The sequence below is a fragment of the Cobetia sp. Ld8 genome (assembly GCF_045066615.1).
Taxonomy (GTDB): Bacteria; Pseudomonadota; Gammaproteobacteria; order Pseudomonadales; family Halomonadaceae; genus Cobetia; species Cobetia amphilecti.
The window spans coordinates 428,786-448,986 of the sequence record NZ_JBISHF010000006.1 but is presented as its reverse complement, the minus strand read 5'-3'; the positions used below and the strand labels follow the sequence as shown (position 1 = coordinate 448,986).

At 63.0% G+C, this 20,201-nt stretch carries 15 protein-coding genes; 6 read left to right on the top strand and 9 right to left on the bottom strand.

Translation table 11 applies throughout. The features are described from left to right. Window positions 1–137: 137 nt before the first annotated feature. Window positions 138–899 (bottom strand): SDR family oxidoreductase, encoded by a 762-nt coding sequence (locus ACJJV2_RS03620; RefSeq protein WP_131432585.1) that lies wholly within the window; start codon window positions 897–899, stop codon window positions 138–140. Window positions 900–1,500: 601 nt separating this feature from the next. Between ACJJV2_RS03620 and ACJJV2_RS03615 the strand changes: the two genes are divergently transcribed. The 5 genes from ACJJV2_RS03615 (at window position 1,501) to ACJJV2_RS03595 (ending at window position 6,553) form a co-directional block, all read left to right on the top strand. After that, window positions 1,501–2,064, top strand: coding sequence for an FxsA family protein (locus tag ACJJV2_RS03615; protein WP_216061314.1), 564 nt, complete (start codon window positions 1,501–1,503; stop codon window positions 2,062–2,064). A 641-nt stretch (window positions 2,065–2,705) separates the two neighbouring features. Continuing rightward, the gene (locus tag ACJJV2_RS03610) at window positions 2,706–2,999 is read left to right on the top strand and encodes a co-chaperone GroES (RefSeq protein ID WP_043331438.1); all 294 of its coding nucleotides are present in this window, start codon (window positions 2,706–2,708) and stop codon (window positions 2,997–2,999) included. A 57-nt stretch (window positions 3,000–3,056) separates the two neighbouring features. Continuing rightward, on the top strand, window positions 3,057–4,706 hold the full coding sequence (gene groL, locus ACJJV2_RS03605; protein WP_043331439.1) for a chaperonin GroEL: 1,650 nt from the start codon (window positions 3,057–3,059) through the stop codon (window positions 4,704–4,706). A 332-nt stretch (window positions 4,707–5,038) separates the two neighbouring features. After that, window positions 5,039–5,857 (top strand): RNA methyltransferase, encoded by an 819-nt coding sequence (locus ACJJV2_RS03600; RefSeq protein ID WP_405278347.1) that lies wholly within the window; start codon window positions 5,039–5,041, stop codon window positions 5,855–5,857. Between the two features lie 492 nt (window positions 5,858–6,349). Beyond that, the gene (locus ACJJV2_RS03595) at window positions 6,350–6,553 is read left to right on the top strand and encodes a hypothetical protein (RefSeq protein ID WP_107336170.1); all 204 of its coding nucleotides are present in this window, start codon (window positions 6,350–6,352) and stop codon (window positions 6,551–6,553) included. Between the two features lie 258 nt (window positions 6,554–6,811). On the opposite strand, the gene rpsA is transcribed toward ACJJV2_RS03595, so the two are convergent. The 8 genes from rpsA to ACJJV2_RS03555 all read right to left on the bottom strand — a co-directional run bounded on the left by rpsA (window position 6,812) and on the right by ACJJV2_RS03555 (window position 18,889). Then, entirely contained in the window at window positions 6,812–8,491 is a 1,680-nt protein-coding gene (gene rpsA / locus ACJJV2_RS03590) for a 30S ribosomal protein S1 (protein WP_043331442.1), read from the bottom strand. A 306-nt stretch (window positions 8,492–8,797) separates the two neighbouring features. After that, window positions 8,798–9,517 (bottom strand): (d)CMP kinase, encoded by a 720-nt coding sequence (cmk, locus tag ACJJV2_RS03585; RefSeq protein WP_043331443.1) that lies wholly within the window; start codon window positions 9,515–9,517, stop codon window positions 8,798–8,800. Then, window positions 9,514–11,745, bottom strand: coding sequence for a bifunctional prephenate dehydrogenase/3-phosphoshikimate 1-carboxyvinyltransferase (locus ACJJV2_RS03580; protein ID WP_405278653.1), 2,232 nt, complete (start codon window positions 11,743–11,745; stop codon window positions 9,514–9,516). Before ACJJV2_RS03580 ends, cmk begins: the two co-directional genes overlap by 4 nt. Window positions 11,746–11,813: 68 nt before the next feature. Then, window positions 11,814–12,953, bottom strand: coding sequence for a prephenate dehydratase (gene pheA, locus ACJJV2_RS03575; protein ID WP_131432589.1), 1,140 nt, complete (start codon window positions 12,951–12,953; stop codon window positions 11,814–11,816). A 13-nt stretch (window positions 12,954–12,966) separates the two neighbouring features. Continuing rightward, a complete protein-coding gene (gene serC, locus ACJJV2_RS03570; RefSeq protein ID WP_405278343.1) occupies window positions 12,967–14,061 on the bottom strand; it encodes a 3-phosphoserine/phosphohydroxythreonine transaminase in 1,095 nt (364 codons plus the stop codon). A gap of 58 nt (window positions 14,062–14,119) precedes the next feature. Continuing rightward, entirely contained in the window at window positions 14,120–16,897 is a 2,778-nt protein-coding gene (gene gyrA, locus ACJJV2_RS03565) for a DNA gyrase subunit A (RefSeq protein ID WP_405278341.1), read from the bottom strand. Window positions 16,898–17,144: 247 nt separating this feature from the next. Continuing rightward, the gene (locus ACJJV2_RS03560) at window positions 17,145–17,657 is read right to left on the bottom strand and encodes an acyl-CoA thioesterase (protein ID WP_405278339.1); all 513 of its coding nucleotides are present in this window, start codon (window positions 17,655–17,657) and stop codon (window positions 17,145–17,147) included. A gap of 131 nt (window positions 17,658–17,788) precedes the next feature. Next, on the bottom strand, window positions 17,789–18,889 hold the full coding sequence (locus ACJJV2_RS03555) for a YHYH protein (RefSeq protein WP_405278337.1): 1,101 nt from the start codon (window positions 18,887–18,889) through the stop codon (window positions 17,789–17,791). Window positions 18,890–19,277: 388 nt separating this feature from the next. Here ACJJV2_RS03555 and ACJJV2_RS03550 point away from each other — a divergent pair, with 388 nt between their 5' ends. Then, entirely contained in the window at window positions 19,278–20,198 is a 921-nt protein-coding gene (locus ACJJV2_RS03550) for a recombination-associated protein RdgC (RefSeq protein ID WP_405278335.1), read from the top strand. Window positions 20,199–20,201 lie beyond the last annotated feature (3 nt).

Sequence of the window (20,201 nt, the reverse complement as noted above, 5' to 3'; positions counted from 1 at the left end):
TGTCTCCTTGTAGCATTGAACGGCAATACTGACTTCTACGCGCAGCGGCCTGCGCTGGATGCATTCGCCATGAGAAAGCCCCCACGATGTTGCCATCGCGGGGGCTTGGGTCTCATCGGCTGACGCCAGCCGTCGGGTCAGATGCGCAGACCACCATCACATTCGATCACCCGCCCAGTGAAGTAGTCATTGTCGAAGATGAAGGCCACGCTGCTGGCGATATCTTCCGGGCGGCCCAGGTCGCGCATCGGGATGCCACTCTTGATCTTGTCGAGCATCTCCGGCTTCATGCCGGCGGTCATCTCGGTGGCGATGAAGCCCGGCGCCACGGCACCGACGCGAATCCTGTAGCGTGCCAGCTCCTTGGCCCAGGTCACGCTCAGCGCCGCGACACCGGACTTGGCGGCGGTGTAGTTGCTCTGCCCCATGTTGCCGGCGCGCGAGATGCTGGAGATATTGACGATCACGCCCGGCTGGCCGGCTTCGATCATCTGGCTGGCCGCTTCACGGGTGCACAGGAAGACACCGGTCAGATTGACATCGATGACCTGCTGCCAGCTGGACAGCGACATGGTCTTCTCCACCACGCCATCACGCGCCTTGATCAGCAGCCCATCGCGTGTGATGCCGGCATTGTTGACCAGACCGCTCACCGGCCCCAATGCGCTCTTGATGGCCGAGAAGGCGGCCGTGACGGAGTCCTCTTCCGCGACATTGGCCACGAAACCCTGCGCCTTGATGCCTGCAGCTTCCAGACTCGCGACGGCGTCATCCAGGCCGTCCTGTTCGATGTCCAGCAGCGCCAGCACCGCTCCCTTCTCGCCCAGATAGCGCGCCATGGCCAACCCCAGCCCACGAGCGCCGCCCGTAATCGCGATGACCTTGTCGTCAAGCTTCATGTCCCGTCTCCCAGGTTGTCTGCCGGCAGTGAGGAACGGCTGCCGGATGCGAGGCCCGCATGCCGTACGGGCGTCACGATCTATGTGTCGAGTGTCCCGCACCGCGTCCTTCAGTGTTGAGCGTCATCGTGACAGAGAATGCCTCGCGATGACGCCCGCTGCCAGCTCGCGGTGAATTCTCATGATGCAGTGCAACAGATCGCGGCGTGTCCTGCCTCAACGCAGGCGAGATCCGCCAACGCAACGCACTGGCGGCATCAACGCACGCCAGCAACAGCGTGCGCGAAAGCAGGGAATGCTGATGAGTGAGCCTCGGCCCGCCCCCTGCGGACGCCATGGGCTCTACCTGTCCACTCTCCTGGCTGGCTCTCTCTGTCCAACTCTCTCTGTCTAGCCCCTCTATTGTGCACTGCAACATGCAACATCGTTCAGCATGGCACCGCTACTCCTGCAGCGCCAGCCATCCACGCCGCCGACCATCAGCGGCTCATCAGCAGATCATGGCCCGTTCATGAGCCCGATTCGACTGTTCCCCATCCGGCGGCTGGTTTACCCTTGACGCATTGGCGCAACCTGCCATTTACCTGCTTCGGGAGAGACGATGCCCATACTGTTAGTGATTACCCTGTTCGGGTTATTGGATTTCGTGGTGCTGTTCAGTCTTGGCAGCCAGATCGGCCTGCTGCCGACCCTGGCGCTGGTGCTGATCACCGGCGCCGTCGGCCTGCATCTGATTCGCCGCGAAGGTCGCGCGACGCTGATGCGCGCCCAGGAACGCCTGCAACGTGGCGAGATGCCTTCCGGCGAGCTGATGGAAGGCGCGGCACTCATCTTCGGCGGCGCCCTGTTGATGGCGCCGGGCTTTCTGTCTGATGCCTTCGGCCTGCTGTGCCTGCTCCCCGCCTCACGGGGACTGTTGACGCGCGGCCTGAGCGGCAATGGCGCGATCGCGCGCTTCTTCAAGGGGCGCTTCTCGGCTGCGGGAACCTCGCGCAGCACCCGCACGGGTGACTGGGAAGCCGACGCCCGTGCTGACAGTGCATCACGCAGCGATGGCGATCAGCAGCACGCAAGCGGCAACCATGCAGGGCAGCAAGGCAGCAGCCAGCAGACCGGCGAGCCGCTGGAAGGCGATTACATCAGCCGTGACGAGCCGCGCCTCTAGCGCCTTCTCACGCACAGGCACCACGCGCAATCGTCTGCTTGAGAACCATGTTTGAAAGTCATGTTTGAAAGCGATGGGCCCGGCACTGGAACACCAGTGCCGGGCCTTTTTGATTCGTGATATCTCGCCTCACAGGCTCCATCACGCTGCCCCTCCTGTCCTATCCTCTCCTATCCTCTCCTGTCCTGCACTGTCCAGCCCCAGCGCCTGTCACTGACCGGGTTCGCGCTCTGTGAGCTGCCCGCCCGAACACTTGCGTCCTGCAACGACGCACACCCTGGCCGCTGACCACCCTCTGGCGTCTTGTACCAATGGACACCGTCTGGAGGCTGCCAGCTATATGCCAACGGTGAACGGCTCGGATACACTCAAGCCGTTGATTCATCTGGCGGAACCTTGCGGAAGACAGACTGCACCCAGGGTGCGTAGCTTTCATGCGACGCACAAGATGCGCCGATTTGAAATTTTTTTATGATCGCCTACTTGAAAGCTGTCCCCCCGCCACCATAAAAGCGGTGCAATGGATAACGGCCACGCCCCCAGCGGCGGGGCCCAACACTCGGTAGGCAACCCCATTGAACGCCAGACTCACCGACAAAGAACGGGAGCTGGCGGGATTTACCATCAGGAGAACGTGAGCAATGAACATTCGTCCCTTGCACGATCGCGTCGTGGTTCGTCGCGTGGAAGAAGAACAGAAAACTGCAGGTGGCATCGTTCTGCCCGGCAGCGCCCAGGAAAAGCCGACCCGTGGCGAGATTCTCGCCGCCGGTAACGGTCGCATCCTCGAAAACGGTGAAGTTCGCCCGCTGGACGTGAAAGTCGGCGATACCGTGATCTTCAAGGATGGCTACGGCGTCGAGAAGCAGAAAATCGACGGCGAAGAGGTGCTGATCATGAGCGAGAGCGACATCCTCGCCGTGGTGGAAGGCTGAGTTTCAGCTTTTTCGGGTTCCAACGCTTCGACTTACTGATTAAAGGTAGAGATAAACATGGCTGCAAAAGACGTTCGTTTCTCCGATGATGCACGCAAGCGCATGGCGCGTGGTGTCAATGTCCTGGCCGACGCGGTCAAGACTACCCTCGGTCCGAAAGGCCGTAACGTGGTACTGGAAAAATCCTTCGGCGCTCCGACCGTCACCAAGGACGGCGTTTCCGTCGCCAAGGAAATCGAGCTGAAGGATCGCTTCGAGAACATGGGCGCCCAGATGGTCAAGGAAGTCGCTTCCAAGACTTCTGACGTGGCTGGCGACGGCACCACCACCGCCACCGTGCTGGCTCAGTCCATCGTCAACGAAGGCCTGAAAGGCGTGACCGCGGGCATGAACCCGATGGACCTGAAGCGCGGCATCGACAAGGCTGTCATCGAAGCCGTCAAGGCCGTGCGTGAACTGTCCGTGCCGTGCACCGACACCAAGGCCATCGCCCAGGTCGGCACCATCTCCGCCAATGGCGACTCTCGCATCGGCGAGATCATCGCGGAAGCGATGGAGAAGGTCGGCAAGGAAGGCGTCATCACCGTCGATGAAGGTCGCGGCTTCGAAGACGAGCTGGAAGTGGTCGAAGGCATGCAGTTCGATCGCGGTTACCTGTCTCCGTACTTCGTCACCAACCAGGACACCATGGCGGTCGAGCTCGAAGACCCGTACATCCTGCTGGTCGACAAGAAGATCTCCAACATCCGCGAACTGCTGCCGGTGCTGGAAGGCGTTGCCAAGTCCGGCAAGCCGCTGGCGATCATCGCCGAAGACATCGAAGGCGAAGCGCTGGCGACTCTGGTCGTCAACACCATGCGCGGTATCGTCAAGGTCGCTGCCGTCAAGGCACCGGGCTTCGGTGACCGTCGCAAGGCCATGCTGCAGGACATCGCTGTCCTGACCGGTGGCACCGTGATTTCCGAAGAAGTCGGCCTCAACCTCGAACAGGCCAACCTGGACCACCTGGGCACCGCCAAGCGCGTGACCATGTCCAAGGAAAACACCACCATCATCGATGGCGCCGGCAACGAAGGCGATATCGAAGCACGCGTTGCCCAGATCCGCGCTCAGATCGAGGAAACCTCCTCTGATTACGACCGCGAGAAGCTGCAGGAACGTGTCGCCAAGCTGGCCGGCGGCGTTGCCGTCATCCGCGTCGGTGCTGCCACCGAAGTCGAGATGAAAGAGAAGAAGGCTCGCGTCGAAGACGCCCTGCACTCCACTCGTGCAGCCGTCGAGGAAGGCGTCGTGCCTGGCGGTGGTACTGCCCTGGTTCGCGTGCTGGGCCAGCTGGTCGACCTGAAAGGCGACAACGAAGATCAGACTCACGGTATCGCCATCGCACTGCGTGCCATGGAAGCGCCGCTGCGTCAGATCGTCACCAACGCCGGTGAAGAAGCCTCTGTCGTGCTCAACAACGTCAAGGCTGGCGAAGGCAACTACGGTTACAACGCCTCTACCGGCGTCTACGGCGACATGTTCGAGATGGGCGTGCTGGACCCGGCCAAGGTGACCCGTTCTGCACTGCAGTCCGCGGCCTCCATCGGCGGCCTGATGATCACCACCGAATGCATGATCGCTGAAGATCCGGAAGACAAGGCCGCTGCCGGCGGCGGCGACATGGGTGGTATGGGCGGTATGGGTGGCATGGGCGGCATGATGTAAGCCAGCCTCACCCCACGACTCACCCGTCGTGACCCGAACCGCTCCTGCGCAAGCAGGGGCGGTTTTTTCATGTCTGTCATTCGGCGAACGCTGCGAGTCCCATACAGTGAACGCCGTGGCTCTCATACAGTAAGCGCCGCGCCTCTCTCGACACCTGACGCCTCCCGCTCACCACGCTACACTAGGCGCCACTTTTTGCCGCGCCCCGAGACATTGCGCTTGGTGATGACAGCGCATCGAGACTGACAATGCATTGAGGCTGAAATGCATACGGTCACGACCGATGACGCCAACCGCTCAGGCCGCGCGCCTCGCTTGCCCAGGACCTTCTCATGACTGATACCCCCGCCGCTTCCCCGACCACTAGCGCCCTCGACAATGTGCGTGTCGTGCTGGTGCAGACCTTCCACCCCGGCAATATCGGCGCCACCGCTCGCGCCATTCTGACCATGGGCATCAAGGACCTGGTGCTGGTCAATCCGCGCTGCTTCCCCGACGAGGAGGCGACGCGCATGGCCAGCGGCGCCGCGGAGCTGCTGGATAATGCGCGCGTGGTCGAGCGTCTGGAAGACGCCGTCAATGACTGCCAGCTGGTCATCGGGGCCAGTGCTCGCCTGCGCAGCGTCCCGCTGCCCCACTTCGATGAGCCACGCGAGATGGCGGCGCACGCCATGGATATCGCGCGCGATGGCAAGGTGGCGCTGGTATTCGGCCGCGAGCGCTTCGGGCTGACCAACGAGGAGATCGCCTGCTGCACGCATCAGGTGTCGATCCCCACCAACCCGGACTACGGCATCCTCAACGTCTCACAGGCCGTCCAGGTGCTGGCGCACGAGTGCCGCAGTGCATGGCGCCTGACGCTCGACAAGCCTCAGGAGGCGCCTGTCGCGCGCCGTGAGGATGATCAGCTGCCGACCCGCGAACAGCTCGGCTACTTCCATGAGCATCTCGGTCGCGCCCTGCAGGGCTCCGGCTTCCTCAACCAGCCCCACTCCCAGACCGAAGAACGCCTGCGCGCCCTGTTCGCGCGTGCCGAGCCGACACGCCGCGAGCTCTCCATCCTGCGCGGCATGCTGTCCAATCTGGAGCGCCAGACGGCAGCGGCGAACGCTGGCACAGACAGCGAACAGAGCGGTCACGAGGCTTCCTGAGTCGCGCACGGCCGCCCCGTCATGTACTGAGACTCGGATTGTTGCCACTTGCCACTTGCCACTTGCCACTTCGCAACAGCCTGTCAGCGCAACGTCATCCTTCTGACATGGATCAAGGTGCACTGTAGACCTTCCGCTATGCTTGATAGGCAAGACGTCAGGCACCGCAGAACCCGTCACACAGCCTAGGTATAGAAATACGGGTATAGAAATACCGGTATAGAAATACCGGCATAGAGATACGGCACAGACCCATGCAGTAGCTGCAGCCCAGCTGCTCACGCGCGAAGGCTGCAGTGTCAGGCAAAGGCTCCTTTGCGACCTTGAGACCTGCCATGCAGGTCGAGAACTGCCGCAAGAGCAGGCAGAGACGCCGCCACGCCAACACACGAAGGGCCATGACAGGCCAGCGTGGCGACGCACCTCGAGACACCTACAAGAAGAGCCGACCCTGATCCCATCCACGACCATGGACTCACGGAGCGCCTTTACATGACTCGGACAGCCGCACGACAGACACAGACCCCGGACGCGGAACAGCTGGCCAGCGACATTCACCAGCTGGAAGCTCGCCTGCTCAAGACCGACCCGACGCAGGAACCGACGCTCTACCGCAGCCTGTACTGCACGATCTCGCTACGCCAGATGCAACTGCTGGCCAAGGTCAGTCAGCCCGCAGCCTCGCAAGCGCACTGAACGACGCCAGATGAGGTGGTTGGCAGGTGGCGACTGGTAATGACCAGCAACAACGATCGACGATGACCAGCAGCCACCCGTAACGACCAGGCATGAAAAAACCGCCACCCCGAAGGGTGGCGGTTTTTTTCGTTCCCGCATATGACATGCGTCTCATGCAGGATACCGATTCGGAGGCGCCGAGGTGACAACCAGAGGCATGTCACCTCGGCGTGGATCCGGACACCCCACCTCACGAGGAGGCGGAGTGTCTCGGGATCACTCCTGACCCAGCTGCTGCTTGATCAGATCACCGATGGTAGTCGGGCCGTTGCTCTCGACTTCCTGGGTACGCGGCTTGGCAGCATCGCGACGCGGTGCTTCAACCTGGTCCTTGGACTTGACGGACAGGTTGATCAGGCGGCTCTTGCGGTCCACACCGACGATCTTGGCTTCGACAGCATCGCCGACGCTCAGGACGTTGCGTGCGTCTTCGACACGGTCAGCGCTGATTTCAGAAGCCTTCAGGATAGCGATGACGTCAGTCGCCAGCTCTACCTGAACTTCCTTGGCATCGATGTCGACAACACGACCGGACACGATAGCGCCCTTGTCGTTGACGGCCAGGTACTCGGAGACCGGATCGCTCTCGAGCTGCTTGACGCCCAGAGAGATGCGCTCACGTTCCGGATCGATGGACAGGATGACCGCTTCAGCTTCTTCGCCCTTCTTGTAACGACGCACGGCTTCTTCGCCAGCTTCGTTCCAGGAAATGTCGGAGAGGTGAACCAGGCCGTCGATGCCGCCTTCCAGACCGATGAAGATACCGAAGTCAGTGATTGACTTGATGGTACCGGAGACACGGTCGCCCTTGTTGTGCTTGCCGCTGAAGTCTTCCCACGGGTTGGTGGTGCACTGCTTGATACCCAGGGAGATACGACGACGCTCTTCGTCGATGTCCAGAATCATCACTTCCACGTCATCGCCGACATTGACGACCTTGGACGGGTGGATGTTCTTGTTGGTCCAATCCATTTCGGACACGTGGACCAGACCTTCGACGCCCTCTTCCAGCTCGGCGAAGCAGCCGTAGTCGGTGAGGTTGGTGACGCGTGCGTTGATCTTGGCGCCTTCCGGATAGCGAGCCTTGATGTTGACCCACGGATCTTCGCCCAGCTGCTTGAGACCCAGAGACACACGGTTGCGCTCGCGGTCGAACTTCAGCACCTTGACATTGATCTCGTCGCCGACAGCAACGATCTCGGACGGATGCTTGATGCGCTTCCATGCCATGTCGGTGATGTGCAGCAGGCCGTCAACGCCGCCGAGGTCGACGAAGGCGCCGTAGTCGGTCAGGTTCTTGACGATACCCTGAATCTGCTGACCTTCCTGCAGAGTGGCCAGGAGGGCTTCACGCTCAGCGCTGTTCTCGGCTTCGAGGACGGCACGACGGGACACGACAACGTTGTTGCGCTTGGCGTCGAGCTTGATGACCTTGAAGTCCAGTTCCTTGTTCTCGAGGTGGGCGGTGTCGCGCACAGGGCGGACATCGACCAGAGAACCCGGCAGGAAGGCACGGATGGTGTTGATGTCGACGGTAAAGCCACCTTTGACCTTGCCGTTGATCACGCCCTTGACGATCTCGTCTTTCTCGAAGGCGGCTTCCAGCTCTTTCCACGCTTCGGCACGCTTGGCCTTCTCGCGGGACAGGCGGGTCTCACCGAAGCCATCTTCCACGGCTTCCAGTGCAACCATGACTTCGTCGCCGATGCTGATGGACAGCTGGCCACTTTCGTCACGGAACTGTTCAGACGGAATCTGACCTTCAGACTTCAGACCGGCATTGACAGTGATCCAGTCGCCATCGATATCCACGATGGTAGCGGACACGATTGCGCCCGGCTCCATGTTGATGTCCTGGAGTGACTGTTCAAATAAATCAGCAAAGCTCTCGCTCATGGTATTCCTACATGATCAACGTTTGGGGCGGCTTGCACCGCAGTCTCCGTACCACCAGCAAGCACGGGCCATATCTACATATCCCCGGGGGCGTTGACGCTGGTTCGAGATACACCGGCTTTCCGCTTGCCGCCGATGCACCCCATGACACCTTGCCGGGGGGTTGATGACACCTCGGTGTCATCTGGGTTCTGCATCATCACTCGCGAAGCGAGCAAAACCCGCTGCTGCCCGACCCTTGGGCCGTATTGCAACAGCAGGCGATCAATCCGTTGTTCTGACGACTTACAGGCTGAGACTCGAGTCTCAGCGCGCCGCTACCAGGCCGTATTCGACCAGCAGCTGCTGGATGCGTTCGATCACCTGGTCGATGTCGAGATCCGTCGTATCGAGGATCACGCCGTCGTCTGCAGGCTTGAGCGGGGCGACTGCCCGGCCCATGTCACGCGCATCGCGCGCCTGTATTTCTGTCAAAAGGCTCGAAATATTAGCATCGACACCCGCTTCCTGCAACTGGGCATGACGACGACGCGCACGTTCCTCGGCGCTCGCCGTCAGGAAGATCTTGAGCGGCGCACCGGTGAAGACCACCGTGCCCATGTCGCGACCATCAGCCACCAGGCCCGGCGCACGCGCAAAGGCACGCTGGCGCGCCAGCAGTGCAGTCCGCACGCGCGGCTGGGCCGCGATGATGGAGGCATTGTTGCCGACCGACTCGAGACGGATGTCACGGGTGACGTCCTCGCCTTCCAGAATCACGCTGGTGGCGTCGCCTTCAGCGTCAAACTGCACATCGAGGTGCTCGGCGATGGTCGCCACGGCATCCTCGTCTTCCAGCGCCACGCCATGACGCTCGGCGGCCAGCGCCGTCAGGCGATACAGCGCACCGGAATCCAGCAGATGCCAGCCCAGGCTCGCCGCGACCAGACGGCTGATGGTGCCCTTGCCTGCCCCGCCGGGGCCATCAAGGGTCAACACCGGCGCGTCGCAGATCTGGCTGTGATGAGGTGTCGCTTCCCCGCTCATGAAGCCTCCTGGCCGGGTGCCACGGCGCCGAGGTTCTCGACCTGCATGCCGACTTCAGCGGCCAGCGCCACGAAGTTCGGGAAGGAGGTCGCGACATTGGCGCAGTCGTCGATCAGGATCTCGCCCTGGGCGCGCAGCGCCGCGACACTGAAGGCCATCGCGATGCGGTGATCGCCGTGGCTGTCGACCAGACCGCCACCGTAGGCGCCGCCACGGATGTCGATGCCGTCGGCGACCACTTCGTGCTCGACGCCGATCTGCGCCAGACCATCCGCCATCACCTGGATGCGATCGGATTCCTTGACGCGCAGCTCCTCTGCGCCACGCAGACGGGTCATGCCCTCGGCGTTGGCGGCGGCGATGAACAGTGCCGGGAATTCGTCGATGGCCAGCGGCACCTGGTCTTCCGGAATGTCGATGCCCTTGAGCGGCGCATAACGGATGTGCAGGTCTGCCACCGGCTCGCCGCCGACTTCGCGCTCATTGGAAACGCTCAGGTCGGCACCCATCGCCTTGAGGATGTTGATCACGCCGATGCGCGTCGGGTTGATGCCGACGTGCTCCAGCACCAGATCGGAGCCCGGCGTGATGGCCGCGGCGACCAGGAAGAAGGTCGCGGAGGAGATGTCGGCCGGCACGTCGATCGGGCAGGCTTCGAGGCTGCCGCCACCGTTCAGCCACGCCTCGGCGCCCTGACGCTCGACCTTGTAGCCGAAGCCATTGAGCATGCGCTCGGTGTGGTCACGCGTCGGCGCCGGCTCGATGGCACGCGTCTCGCCTTCGGCGTAGAGACCGGCCAGCAGCAGGCACGACTTGACCTGAGCGGACGCCATCGGCATCTCGTAACGGATGCCCTTGAGCGGCTGACCACCGTGGATACGCAGCGGCGGACGGCCGTTGTCTGCGGTATCGATCACCGCGCCCATCTCGCGCAGCGGATTGGCGACGCGGTCCATCGGACGCTTGGTCAGCGAGGCATCACCAGTCAGCTCGGTGTCGAAGGCCTGACCGGCCAGCAGACCGGCGAACAGGCGCATCGCGGTGCCGGAGTTGCCGACATACAGCGGGCCCGGCGGCTGCTTCAGGCCGTTGAGACCCACACCGTGAATGGTGACACGACCCTGATGCGGGCCTTCGATGACCACACCCATGTCCCGGAAGGCCTGCAGCGTGGCCAGGCTGTCTTCCCCTTCCAGGAAGCCTTCGACTTCGGTCACGCCGGTCGCCAATGCGCCCAGCATGATGGAGCGATGCGACATGGATTTGTCGCCCGGCACACGAATGCGCCCCTGAACCTGCCCACCCGGCAGTGCACGGTACCGCACGTTCTGCTGTTCCATGGTCTGATAACTCGTCTGTTTCAAGAGGGTATTGAAGTAGTGTCGGGCGTGGCTTGCGCGGGTGAATATCCCCAGCATCGCCTCACCATCGCCCGCGGTCACGGCAGCGCGCACCCGCGCTACCCCGGCCTCGAATTCATCCAACGCCTCCAGCACCGCATCGCGGTTGGCCAGATAGACGTCGCGCCACATCACCGGGTCACTGCCCGCGATGCGCGTAAAATCACGGAAACCGCCCGCCGCGTAGCGGAAGATCTCCAACCGCTCATCCTGGCGCGCCAGGCTGTCGACCAGCGAGAACGCCAGCAGGTGCGGCAGGTGGCTGGTGCGCGCCAGCACTTCGTCGTGGCGCGCCACGCTCATGCTCAGAAGCTGGGCACCACATACCGACCACATGGCCGCCACGCGTGCCACGGCCTCGGCGTCGCTGTCCGGCTCCGGCGTCAAGATCACCTTGTGATCGCGATAGAGCTCGGGATTGGACGCCGCGACACCGCTCTTCTCGGACCCGGCGATCGGGTGACCGAGCACCAGATTCGGCGGCATGCGACCGAAGACGCTGAGCGCCGCATCGCGGATCGCGCCCTTGGTGCTGCCGACATCGGTGATGACGGCGTCATCATCCAGCAACGGCGCCAGCTCGGCCATCACGCTCTGCATCGCCATCACCGGCACGCACAGCACGATCAGCGAGGCGCCCGGTACCAGCGCCGCCAGTTGCGTGCTGCCACCGTCGATCAGCCCCATGCGCTGACCGAGGCAGATCTCGTTGGAGTCACGATCACAGGCGAGAATCTCGCCGCGATGGCCCGCCGCGCGCAATGCAGCCGCCAGCGAGCCACCGATCAAGCCCAGCCCGACCAGCAGGATACGCCGCTCGCCGGCCAGGCGCTCCGCTGACGGCAGCGAGGACAGCAGGTCTGACGGCGCAGCATGGCACGCGTGATCAACCTCGCTCACAGCACACCGACCGGGTAGGACCCGAGCACCTTGACGTCCGCTGCGCACTGGCGCAACTCTTCCAGCGTCGCCGTGATGAGCGGGTCATCGCGGTGGCCACGGAAGTCGATGAAGAAGACATAGTTCCAGGCACCGGAACGTGACGGACGCGTCTCGACGCGGGTCAGGTCGATCTGGTGGCGGTGGAACGGCGCCAGCAGGTCGTGCAGTGCCCCCGGCTGGTTGCGCATCGCCACCACGATGGAGGTCTTGTCATCGCCGGACGCCGGTACCGAGCTGTCACCGATGATCAGGAAGCGCGTGGAGTTGTCGGGGCTGTCCTCGATCTTCTCCTCGACCTTCTCCAGCTCATAGAGCTTGGCCGCCATGTCACCGGCAATCGCCGCACTGTGCCACTCGGTGCGCACCTGACGCGCGGCCTCGGCATTCGAGGACACCGCGATGCGTTCGGCGTGCGGGAAATGGGCATCCAGCCACTTGCGGCACTGGGCCAGCGACTGGGCGTGGGAATAGATGCGCGAGATCTTCTCGCGACGCGTATTCGGGCCCACCAGCAGGTGATGGTGAATGCGCAGCACCACTTCGCCGGAGATCTTGAGCTGCGAGCCCATGAACGAATCCAGCGTGTGGTTGATGACGCCCTCGGTGGAGTTCTCCACCGGCACCACACCGTACTGCACCGCGCCCGCTTCCACTTCGCGGAACACCTCGTCGATGGCGGCCATCGGCTTGGTCACGGCGCTGTCGCCGAAGTGCTTGAGCGCGGCCTGCTGGGTGAAGGTGCCTTCCGGGCCGAGATAGGCCAGGCGGATCGGCTGTTCCAGCGCCAGACAGGCGGACATGATCTCGCGGAACAGACGCGCCATCTCCTCGCCTTTCAGCGGGCCGGGGTTGTTGGCCATGATGCGGCGCAACACCTGGGCTTCGCGCTCCGGGCGGTAGAACTGCACTTGGCCATCCTCGCCCACGTCACCGGCCGCCAGCTTGACCTCGGCGACCTGCTGCGCGCAGCCCGCGCGCTCGCTGATCAGGTTCAGCAGCTCATTGTCGATGGCGTCGATGCGCTGACGCAGATCATCCAGCGTCACCGCCTTGCCCGCCGCCTGCGACGCAGGGCTCTCCTTGGAATCCGACATCTCACCTCCTCCCTTAGCCGTGACGGCGCGCGAAGTCGCCCATGAAGTCCACCAGCGCAGTGACGGCAGCTTCCGGCACGGCGTTATAGAGGCTGGCACGCATGCCACCGACGCTGCGGTGACCGGCCAGATTCAAGAGACCCGCCGCTTCGGACTCGGCGAGGAAGGTCTTGTCGAGACGGTCATCGGCCAGCACGAACGGCACGTTCATGCGTGAACGGTTCTCGGTGACGATCGGGTTGGAATAGAAGTCGCTGCCATTGATGGCAGCGTAGAGCGCCTGCGCCTTGCGATCATTGATCGCGTTCATGGCGGCGAGGCCACCGACCTCGTCCTTGAGCCACTCGAACACCAGCCCGGAGAGATACCAGGCGTAGGTCGGCGGCGTGTTGAACATGGAGTTGGCCTCGGCGGCCGTCTTCCAGTTCAGCATGGTCGGGCAGTCCTTGCGGGCACGATCGAGCAGGTCTTCGCGCACGATGACCAGCGTCAGACCCGCCGGACCGATGTTCTTCTGGGCGCCGGCATAGATGACGCCGAAACGGCTGACATCCAGCGGGCCAGACAGGATGGAAGACGACATGTCACACACCAGCGGCACGCCATCCGCTGCCACCTCGGGGATGTAGTCGAACTCGAGGCCGCCGATGGTCTCGTTGGCGGTGTAGTGCAGATAGCCCACATCGCCCGAGAGCTGGATCGCGTTCTGGCGCGGCACGGCGATCAGGCCATTGTTCTCGCTGGAGGCCGCCACGTGGCTGCCAACCGCCAGATGCTCGGCTTCCTTGATCGCCTTCTTGCCCCAGATACCGGTATACAGATAGTTGGCACTGCCACCCGCGCCCAGCAGGTTCAGCGGTACACCCGCAAACTGGGTCGAGGCGCCACCCTGCATGAACAACACGCGATAGTTGGACGGAATCTCGAGCAGTTCGCGCAGGTCCGCCTCGGCCTTCTCGGCGATGGCCACGAATTCGTCGGAGCGATGACTCATCTCCATGACGGACAGTCCGCGGCCCTGATAATCCAGCATCTCGGCGCGGGCGCGCTCCAGGACAGCGGTCGGCAGTGCAGCAGGACCGGCGCAGAAGTTGAACTTGCGTGTCATGTCGTCTTATTTCCCGAAAGTGAAGCGACCGCCCCGAAGGCGGTCGCAATCCAGCGTCTTATTCCGCGTCTGTCGGCGGGGTATCCGTCGACTCGGCGTCATCTCCCGCCTGCACCTGTTCGTCGGTGCTCAGCGCCTCTTCGTCCAGCTCATCCTGCACCACGACGACCTCTTCCGGCTCGTCAACACGCACCGTCGTCACCAGACGCTCCTCTTCCGCGGTGCGGATCAAGGTCACGCCCTGAGTGTTGCGCGAGGTGGTGGACACCTCGGCGACGCGGGTACGTACCAGGGTGCCGCGGTCAGTGATCAGCATCAGTTCGTCGTTGTCGCTGACCTGCACCGCGCTGACTAGGTCACCGTTGCGCTCGCTGGTCTGCATCGCGATCACGCCCTGGCCACCACGGCCACGCAGCGGGAACTCTTCCAGACGCGTGCGCTTGCCGAAGCCATTGGCGGACGCGGTCAGGATGTAGCACTGCGGCACCTCACCGCTGGCGACGCTGTCTTCCGTCGCGCCCTCGGTGGTTGCCACATCAACGCTCTCGACGCCTTCCGCCGTCGCGTCCGCGGCGTCATCGACCTCGATCTCGTTGTCATCGATCGCGGTAGTGCGCGGAATGATCAGGCTGATGACCTGTGCATCGTCGAGCAGACGCATGCCGCGCACACCACGGGCGGTACGGCCCATCACGCGCACGTTCTGCTCTTCGAAGCGGATCGCCTTGCCGTTGGAGGACACCAGCATGACGTGGTCGGAGCCGGACGTGATGTCGGCACCGATCAGACGGTCACCTTCCTCGATGTCCAGCGCGATCAGGCCGACACTGCGCGGACGCGAGAACTGGCTCAGCGCGGTGCGCTTGACCGTGCCGTTGGCGGTGGCGAAGAAGATGTAGCTGTCGGCGGCATAATCGCGCACCGGCAGGATGGTGGTGACCCACTCGCCGTCGTCCAGCGGAATCAGGTTGACCAGCGGCTTGCCGCGCGAGCCACGTGACGCCTGCGGCATCTCGTAGACCTTGAGCCAGTACACCTTGCCCTTGTTGGAGAACAGCAGCACGGTGTCGTGGGTCGAGGCGACCAGCAGGTGCTCGATGACATCCTCGTCCTTCATCGAGGTGGCGGACTTGCCGCGGCCACCACGCTTCTGGGCCTGGTAGTCAGACAGCGGCTGGGTCTTGGCATAACCACTGCGCGAGACCGTCACCACCATGTCTTCCTCGTTGATGAGGTCTTCGATGGTCAGGTCACGACGGCTGGTCATGATCTCGGTGCGGCGCTCATCGGCGTACTGGGCGCGCACTTCGCGCAGCTCTTCGCGGATGACTTCCATCAGGCGGTCGGCAGAGGACAGGATCTCCATCAGCTCGGCGATGCGCTCGAGGATGGAGGAGTACTCGGCCAGCAGCTTCTCGGTCTCGAGACCGGTCAGGCGATGCAGACGCAGCTCGAGGATGGCCTGAGCCTGGGCCGGCGACAGACGGTAGTGCTTGGCGTCTTCAGACAGTCCAAGACCCTCCGGCAGATCTTCCGGACGGCAGGAAGTGGCACCGGCGCGCTCGAGCATCTCGACCACCTGGCCCGGCTGCCATTCGCGATCGATCAGCTTTTCCTTGGCTTCCGCCGCGCTCGGCGAGCCCTTGATCAGCTCGATCACCTCGTCGATGTTCGAGATCGCCACCGCCAGACCTTCAAGAATGTGGCCACGTTCACGCGCCTTCTTGAGTTCGAACAGGGTACGACGGGTGACGACTTCACGACGGTGACGCACGAAGGATTCCAGAATCTGCTTGAGATTCAGGATCTTCGGCTGACCTTCGTGCAGCGCGACCATGTTGATGCCGAACACGGTCTCAAGCTGGGTCTGGGAGAAGAGGTTGTTGACGACCACTTCACCCGACTCGCCACGCTTGGTCTCGATGACCACGCGCAGACCGTCCTTGTCGGACTCGTCACGCAGCTCGGCGATGCCCTCGATCTTCTTGTCCTTGACCAGTTCGGCGATCTTCTCGATCAGACGCGCCTTGTTCACCTGGTAGGGAAGCTCGGTGATGATGATGTGATCACGGCCGTTCTTGTCGTTGTGCTCGATGGTATGCACGGCACGCACGTAGATACGACCACGACCGGTGCGGTAGGCATCGAGGATGCCGGCACGGCCGTTGATGATACCGGCGGTCGGGAAGTCCGGCCCCGGAATGAATTCCATCAGCTCATCGATGGTCAGATCGCCGTTGTCGATCAGTGCCAGACAGCCGTCGATGACCTCGCCCATGTTGTGGGGCGGGATGTTGGTGGCCATGCCCACGGCGATACCGGAGGAGCCATTGACCAGCAGGTTCGGGGTCTTGGTCGGCAGCACGGCAGGAATGCGCTCGGTGCCGTCATAGTTGTCGACCCAATCGACGGTGTCCTTCTCGAGGTCGGCCAGCAGCTCGTGCGCCAGGCGCGCCATGCGCACCTCGGTGTAACGCATCGCCGCGGCGCTGTCGCCATCGATGGAACCGAAGTTGCCCTGACCATCCACCAGCACATAACGCATGGAGAAGTGCTGGGCCATGCGGACGATGGTGTCGTAGACCGCACTGTCACCGTGCGGGTGGTATTTACCGATCACATCGCCGACGACACGGGCAGATTTCTTGTAGGCCTTGTTCCAGTCATTGTTCAGCTCGTGCATCGCGAACAGTACGCGACGGTGAACCGGTTTGAGGCCATCGCGAACATCCGGCAAGGCACGCCCGATGATGACGCTCATCGCGTAATCGAGATACGACTGCTTGAGCTCGTCCTCGATGTTGACTGGCAGTATCTCTCTGGCGATCTCACCCATGATTCGTCAAATCCTTGAACTCAACTGTTGGCGCCACTGCAGCAACGACGCATGCTCCGTCGGTACTGCAGCGCGGCTGTGGCGTGAAGCAGACACGGGGTGCCAGCTCCGCGGCACCGAAGTGGCGGCATTATATCACTTGCGAGCGCACCTAGCAGCTCACACGACGCTGCAAGGGCACCTCAGTACGGTAGTACGGCCATCAATGTGCGCGGCCTGCTGGCTCATGCCTCGCCGCTGAGGGCAATCAGGCCGTTTCTTCACTGAGCAGAGCGCCCAGCAGCGCGCCGATCTCGCCATCCAGCGGCATGGCACGCCCGCTGTCGGTATTCATCAGCACGAAGGTGAAGTCGGCTCTGGAGACCAGCGCCCCGGAGCGCGGATGCACCTCGCCCATGCGCCGCTCGCCCAGATGGATCTCCTGGCGCATGATCATCTTGCGTCGCCCGAGCTCTGACAGCCGCGTGGTGATGACCAGCTCATCATGCACGGTGGCGGGATAGTGCCAATCCAGGTTGAGGTTGACCGCCACCATCGCGATGCCTTCGCGCTTGAGCGCGGCCAGATCGAGATGCGCGAGCATGAACTCCCAGCGCCCTTCCTCATAGAACTCCAGATAGCGGGCATTGTTGACGTGCCCATAGCCATCCAGATGATAGCCTCGCACCGTCAGGGTCGTACGACTGACGACGCCTGCGTGATTGCCGACGTCTGTGTGAGTGCCGTCCGCTGCCTGCGGTGGATTGCTGTCGTGTTGCATCCCTGCCTCCCGTCCGTGAAACGATCGCGCCGTGTGGCCATCGTCAGCTGATCTTATGCCGGTGACGGACAGAAAAACAAACGCTTGGCTGAATGATGGCACCGGCCCTGCTCGCCATCCCGGCAAGGCGGCTACTCGCCGGGCGGACCCTGCGGTGGCCTCTCGCCGCCCTCCTCGTCGAGGAAGTGCCCCTTCTCGCCCATGAAGCAGCCGAAAATCTGGTTAACCCCCGGCGCGGAGGCGTGATAGTGATAGCCACGCACCGGGTCCGTCTCACCGCCACACTCATCCAGGTCAGCGGGAACATTGCCGTCCTTGTCCTCTCTGGCATAGATGGCATAGCCATCCAGCGCATAGCCGATCATCGGCGAATGACCATCTTCCTGAATGCCGATCTCGGAGCAGCCAGTGGCGGTGTGATAGTGATAGCCCTCATGCGGATTGGCATGCGCGCCACAATCATCGAGCACCCCCAGGGTGTGAGAGCTCAAGATCAGCTCCAGCGGCGCCGGCGGGCCGAACAGCACGCCATTGAGCGCCACGCCGGTGTTGGAGCGGCCGGCAAGCGAGGTCGGCTCGGCGGCCGGTACCGGCACCTTGGGAATCACGACAGTCTTCTCGATGCCACCGCCCAGTTCCTCCAGCGGACACTCGAGACAGAAGTTGTCGAAGCCTTCGATGGGGTTCGGGTTCCCCGCCACCTCGCAGCCACGCGCGCCGTCGATCACGGTGATCTCGCCCGTGTTGACGTCGTACATCTGCCACTCCTTGTCCTTGTAAAGAGTGGCCAGATTCTTGATGAACTCGCCGTCCACCTGATAGAGAGTGCCCTCGCCATCCATCCAGGTGCCGCCTTCCTCCTCACCGGAGTGGATATTGGGCGGGCAGAAAGGGCCTTCCGGCGAGGTTTGCGGGTCCGCGGGCGCACCGGCCACACGGAACTGATAGCAGGTCGTCTGCGTGCCGCCGCTCAGGGTGCAGTCGACGGTCTCGACCTCACCGACGATCGCGCCCTCGGCAAACCTCTCAGGCTCCAGCCCGACCGCCGCCGGGGCAGATTCGCCGTCAGCGGCTGCCTCTTTCGTGACCGTTGCACTGGTCTCGGCCGCGCTGGCCGTCTTGTCGTGGGCGTCATGCTCCCCATTGCAGCCGAACAGCAGCAGGGTCAGCGCCGCCAGCGTCAGTGGTCGTGTCCGTTTCAGCGCGCTCGCGCCCGAAGCTCTGCTCTTCACAGCAGTCCCCACAACAGTCTCCACAACAACGTCGTCGATCACTCTGCCGCCCTCCGCATCTCAAGTCTGATGGTCGATGCCTGCGGGTCGATACCTGCTGGTCGATACCTGCTGGTCGATGCCTGCTGATCGATATCTACTGGTCGATGCCTGCTGATCGATACCTGTCGGTCGATACCGCAAACCGCCAGACCGCGCACCGCCAGATCGACTCAAGACTAGCGCCACAGCGTGCACACAGTATGTCTTTGCGCTCGCGCGAGATGGTCGGCAACCGCAGTGTGACGCAGGGTCACGTCCACGGCGGATGACCCGCCGCATGAGTTTCGCCATAATATGCGCCATTCAGACGGGCAGCCCCCGTTCACCGGACTCAAGGACTGGTCGCATGTGGTTCAAGAACCTGCAACTGTATCGCCTGCACGATAGCGCACCGCTGGAAGAGGGCCGTCTCGCCGACGCCCTGCCGGAGCATGTCTTCCGCCCGGTCACCGGCGTCGAAGCCAAGCGTATCGGCTGGGTGGCACCGGGCGGTCGCAACAGCGATCTGCTGGTGCACGAGATTCAGGGCCATTTCCTGATCAGCGCCCTGCGCCAGGAGCGCGTACTGCCCTCCGCCGTGGTCAAGGAAGAACTCGAGGAGCGCGTGGCCGAGCGCGAGACCGCCGAAGGCCGCCCGCTGCGTCGCCGCGAGAAGCTGACCCTCAAGGAGCAGATCTACGAGGAGCTGCTGCCGCGCGCCTTCACACGCTCCTCGCGCACCGACCTGTGGTGGGACAGCCGGCGCGGCCTGATCGCCGTCAACGCCTCGAATGCCAAGCGCGCCGAGGAAGTGCTGGACCTGCTGCGCCAGACACTGGGCACGCTCAAGGTCACGCCGCTGGCCGTCGCGCAGCCGCCTTCCCAGGTGATGACCACCTGGCTGAAGGATGTCAGCTCGCGCCCGGAAGACCTGATCGTCGGTGACCAGGTCGAACTCAAGGCACCGGGCGGCGAAGATGGCGTGCTGCGTGCACGTCAGTTCGACCTCGACGGCGAGGAAATCCAGACGGCGCTGAATCTGGGCCGCGTGGTCAGCAAGCTGGCGCTGGAAGTCGATGGCCGCGTCGCGCTGGTGCTCAGTGAGGACATGGCGCTCAAGAGCCTCAAGTTCGCCGATGCCGTGGTCGATGAAGCCAACGCCCAGGATGACGGCGAAGACCCCATCCTGCGTCTGGAGACCGACTTCGCGCTGATAGCTCAGGTGCTGTCCGGCGTGATCGAGCAGATGACCGCCTGGCTGGGTGGTGAAGCCCAGCCCGCCAACTGAGCC

What these genes read in the sequence shown, in the direction of transcription:
- ACJJV2_RS03550 (WP_405278335.1), top strand. Translation starts at nt 19,278, where the DNA reads ATGTGGTTCAAGAACCTGCAACTGTATCGCCTGCACGATAGCGCACCG.
- groL (WP_043331439.1), top strand. Translation starts at nt 3,057, where the DNA reads ATGGCTGCAAAAGACGTTCGTTTCTCCGATGATGCACGCAAGCGCATG.
- ACJJV2_RS03560 (WP_405278339.1), bottom strand. Translation starts at nt 17,657, where the DNA reads ATGCAACACGACAGCAATCCACCGCAGGCAGCGGACGGCACTCACACA.
- ACJJV2_RS03600 (WP_405278347.1), top strand. Translation starts at nt 5,039, where the DNA reads ATGACTGATACCCCCGCCGCTTCCCCGACCACTAGCGCCCTCGACAAT.
- ACJJV2_RS03615 (WP_216061314.1), top strand. Translation starts at nt 1,501, where the DNA reads ATGCCCATACTGTTAGTGATTACCCTGTTCGGGTTATTGGATTTCGTG.
- gyrA (WP_405278341.1), bottom strand. Translation starts at nt 16,897, where the DNA reads ATGGGTGAGATCGCCAGAGAGATACTGCCAGTCAACATCGAGGACGAG.
- serC (WP_405278343.1), bottom strand. Translation starts at nt 14,061, where the DNA reads ATGACACGCAAGTTCAACTTCTGCGCCGGTCCTGCTGCACTGCCGACC.
- cmk (WP_043331443.1), bottom strand. Translation starts at nt 9,517, where the DNA reads ATGAGCGGGGAAGCGACACCTCATCACAGCCAGATCTGCGACGCGCCG.
- pheA (WP_131432589.1), bottom strand. Translation starts at nt 12,953, where the DNA reads ATGTCGGATTCCAAGGAGAGCCCTGCGTCGCAGGCGGCGGGCAAGGCG.
- ACJJV2_RS03620 (WP_131432585.1), bottom strand. Translation starts at nt 899, where the DNA reads ATGAAGCTTGACGACAAGGTCATCGCGATTACGGGCGGCGCTCGTGGG.
- rpsA (WP_043331442.1), bottom strand. Translation starts at nt 8,491, where the DNA reads ATGAGCGAGAGCTTTGCTGATTTATTTGAACAGTCACTCCAGGACATC.
- ACJJV2_RS03610 (WP_043331438.1), top strand. Translation starts at nt 2,706, where the DNA reads ATGAACATTCGTCCCTTGCACGATCGCGTCGTGGTTCGTCGCGTGGAA.
- ACJJV2_RS03595 (WP_107336170.1), top strand. Translation starts at nt 6,350, where the DNA reads ATGACTCGGACAGCCGCACGACAGACACAGACCCCGGACGCGGAACAG.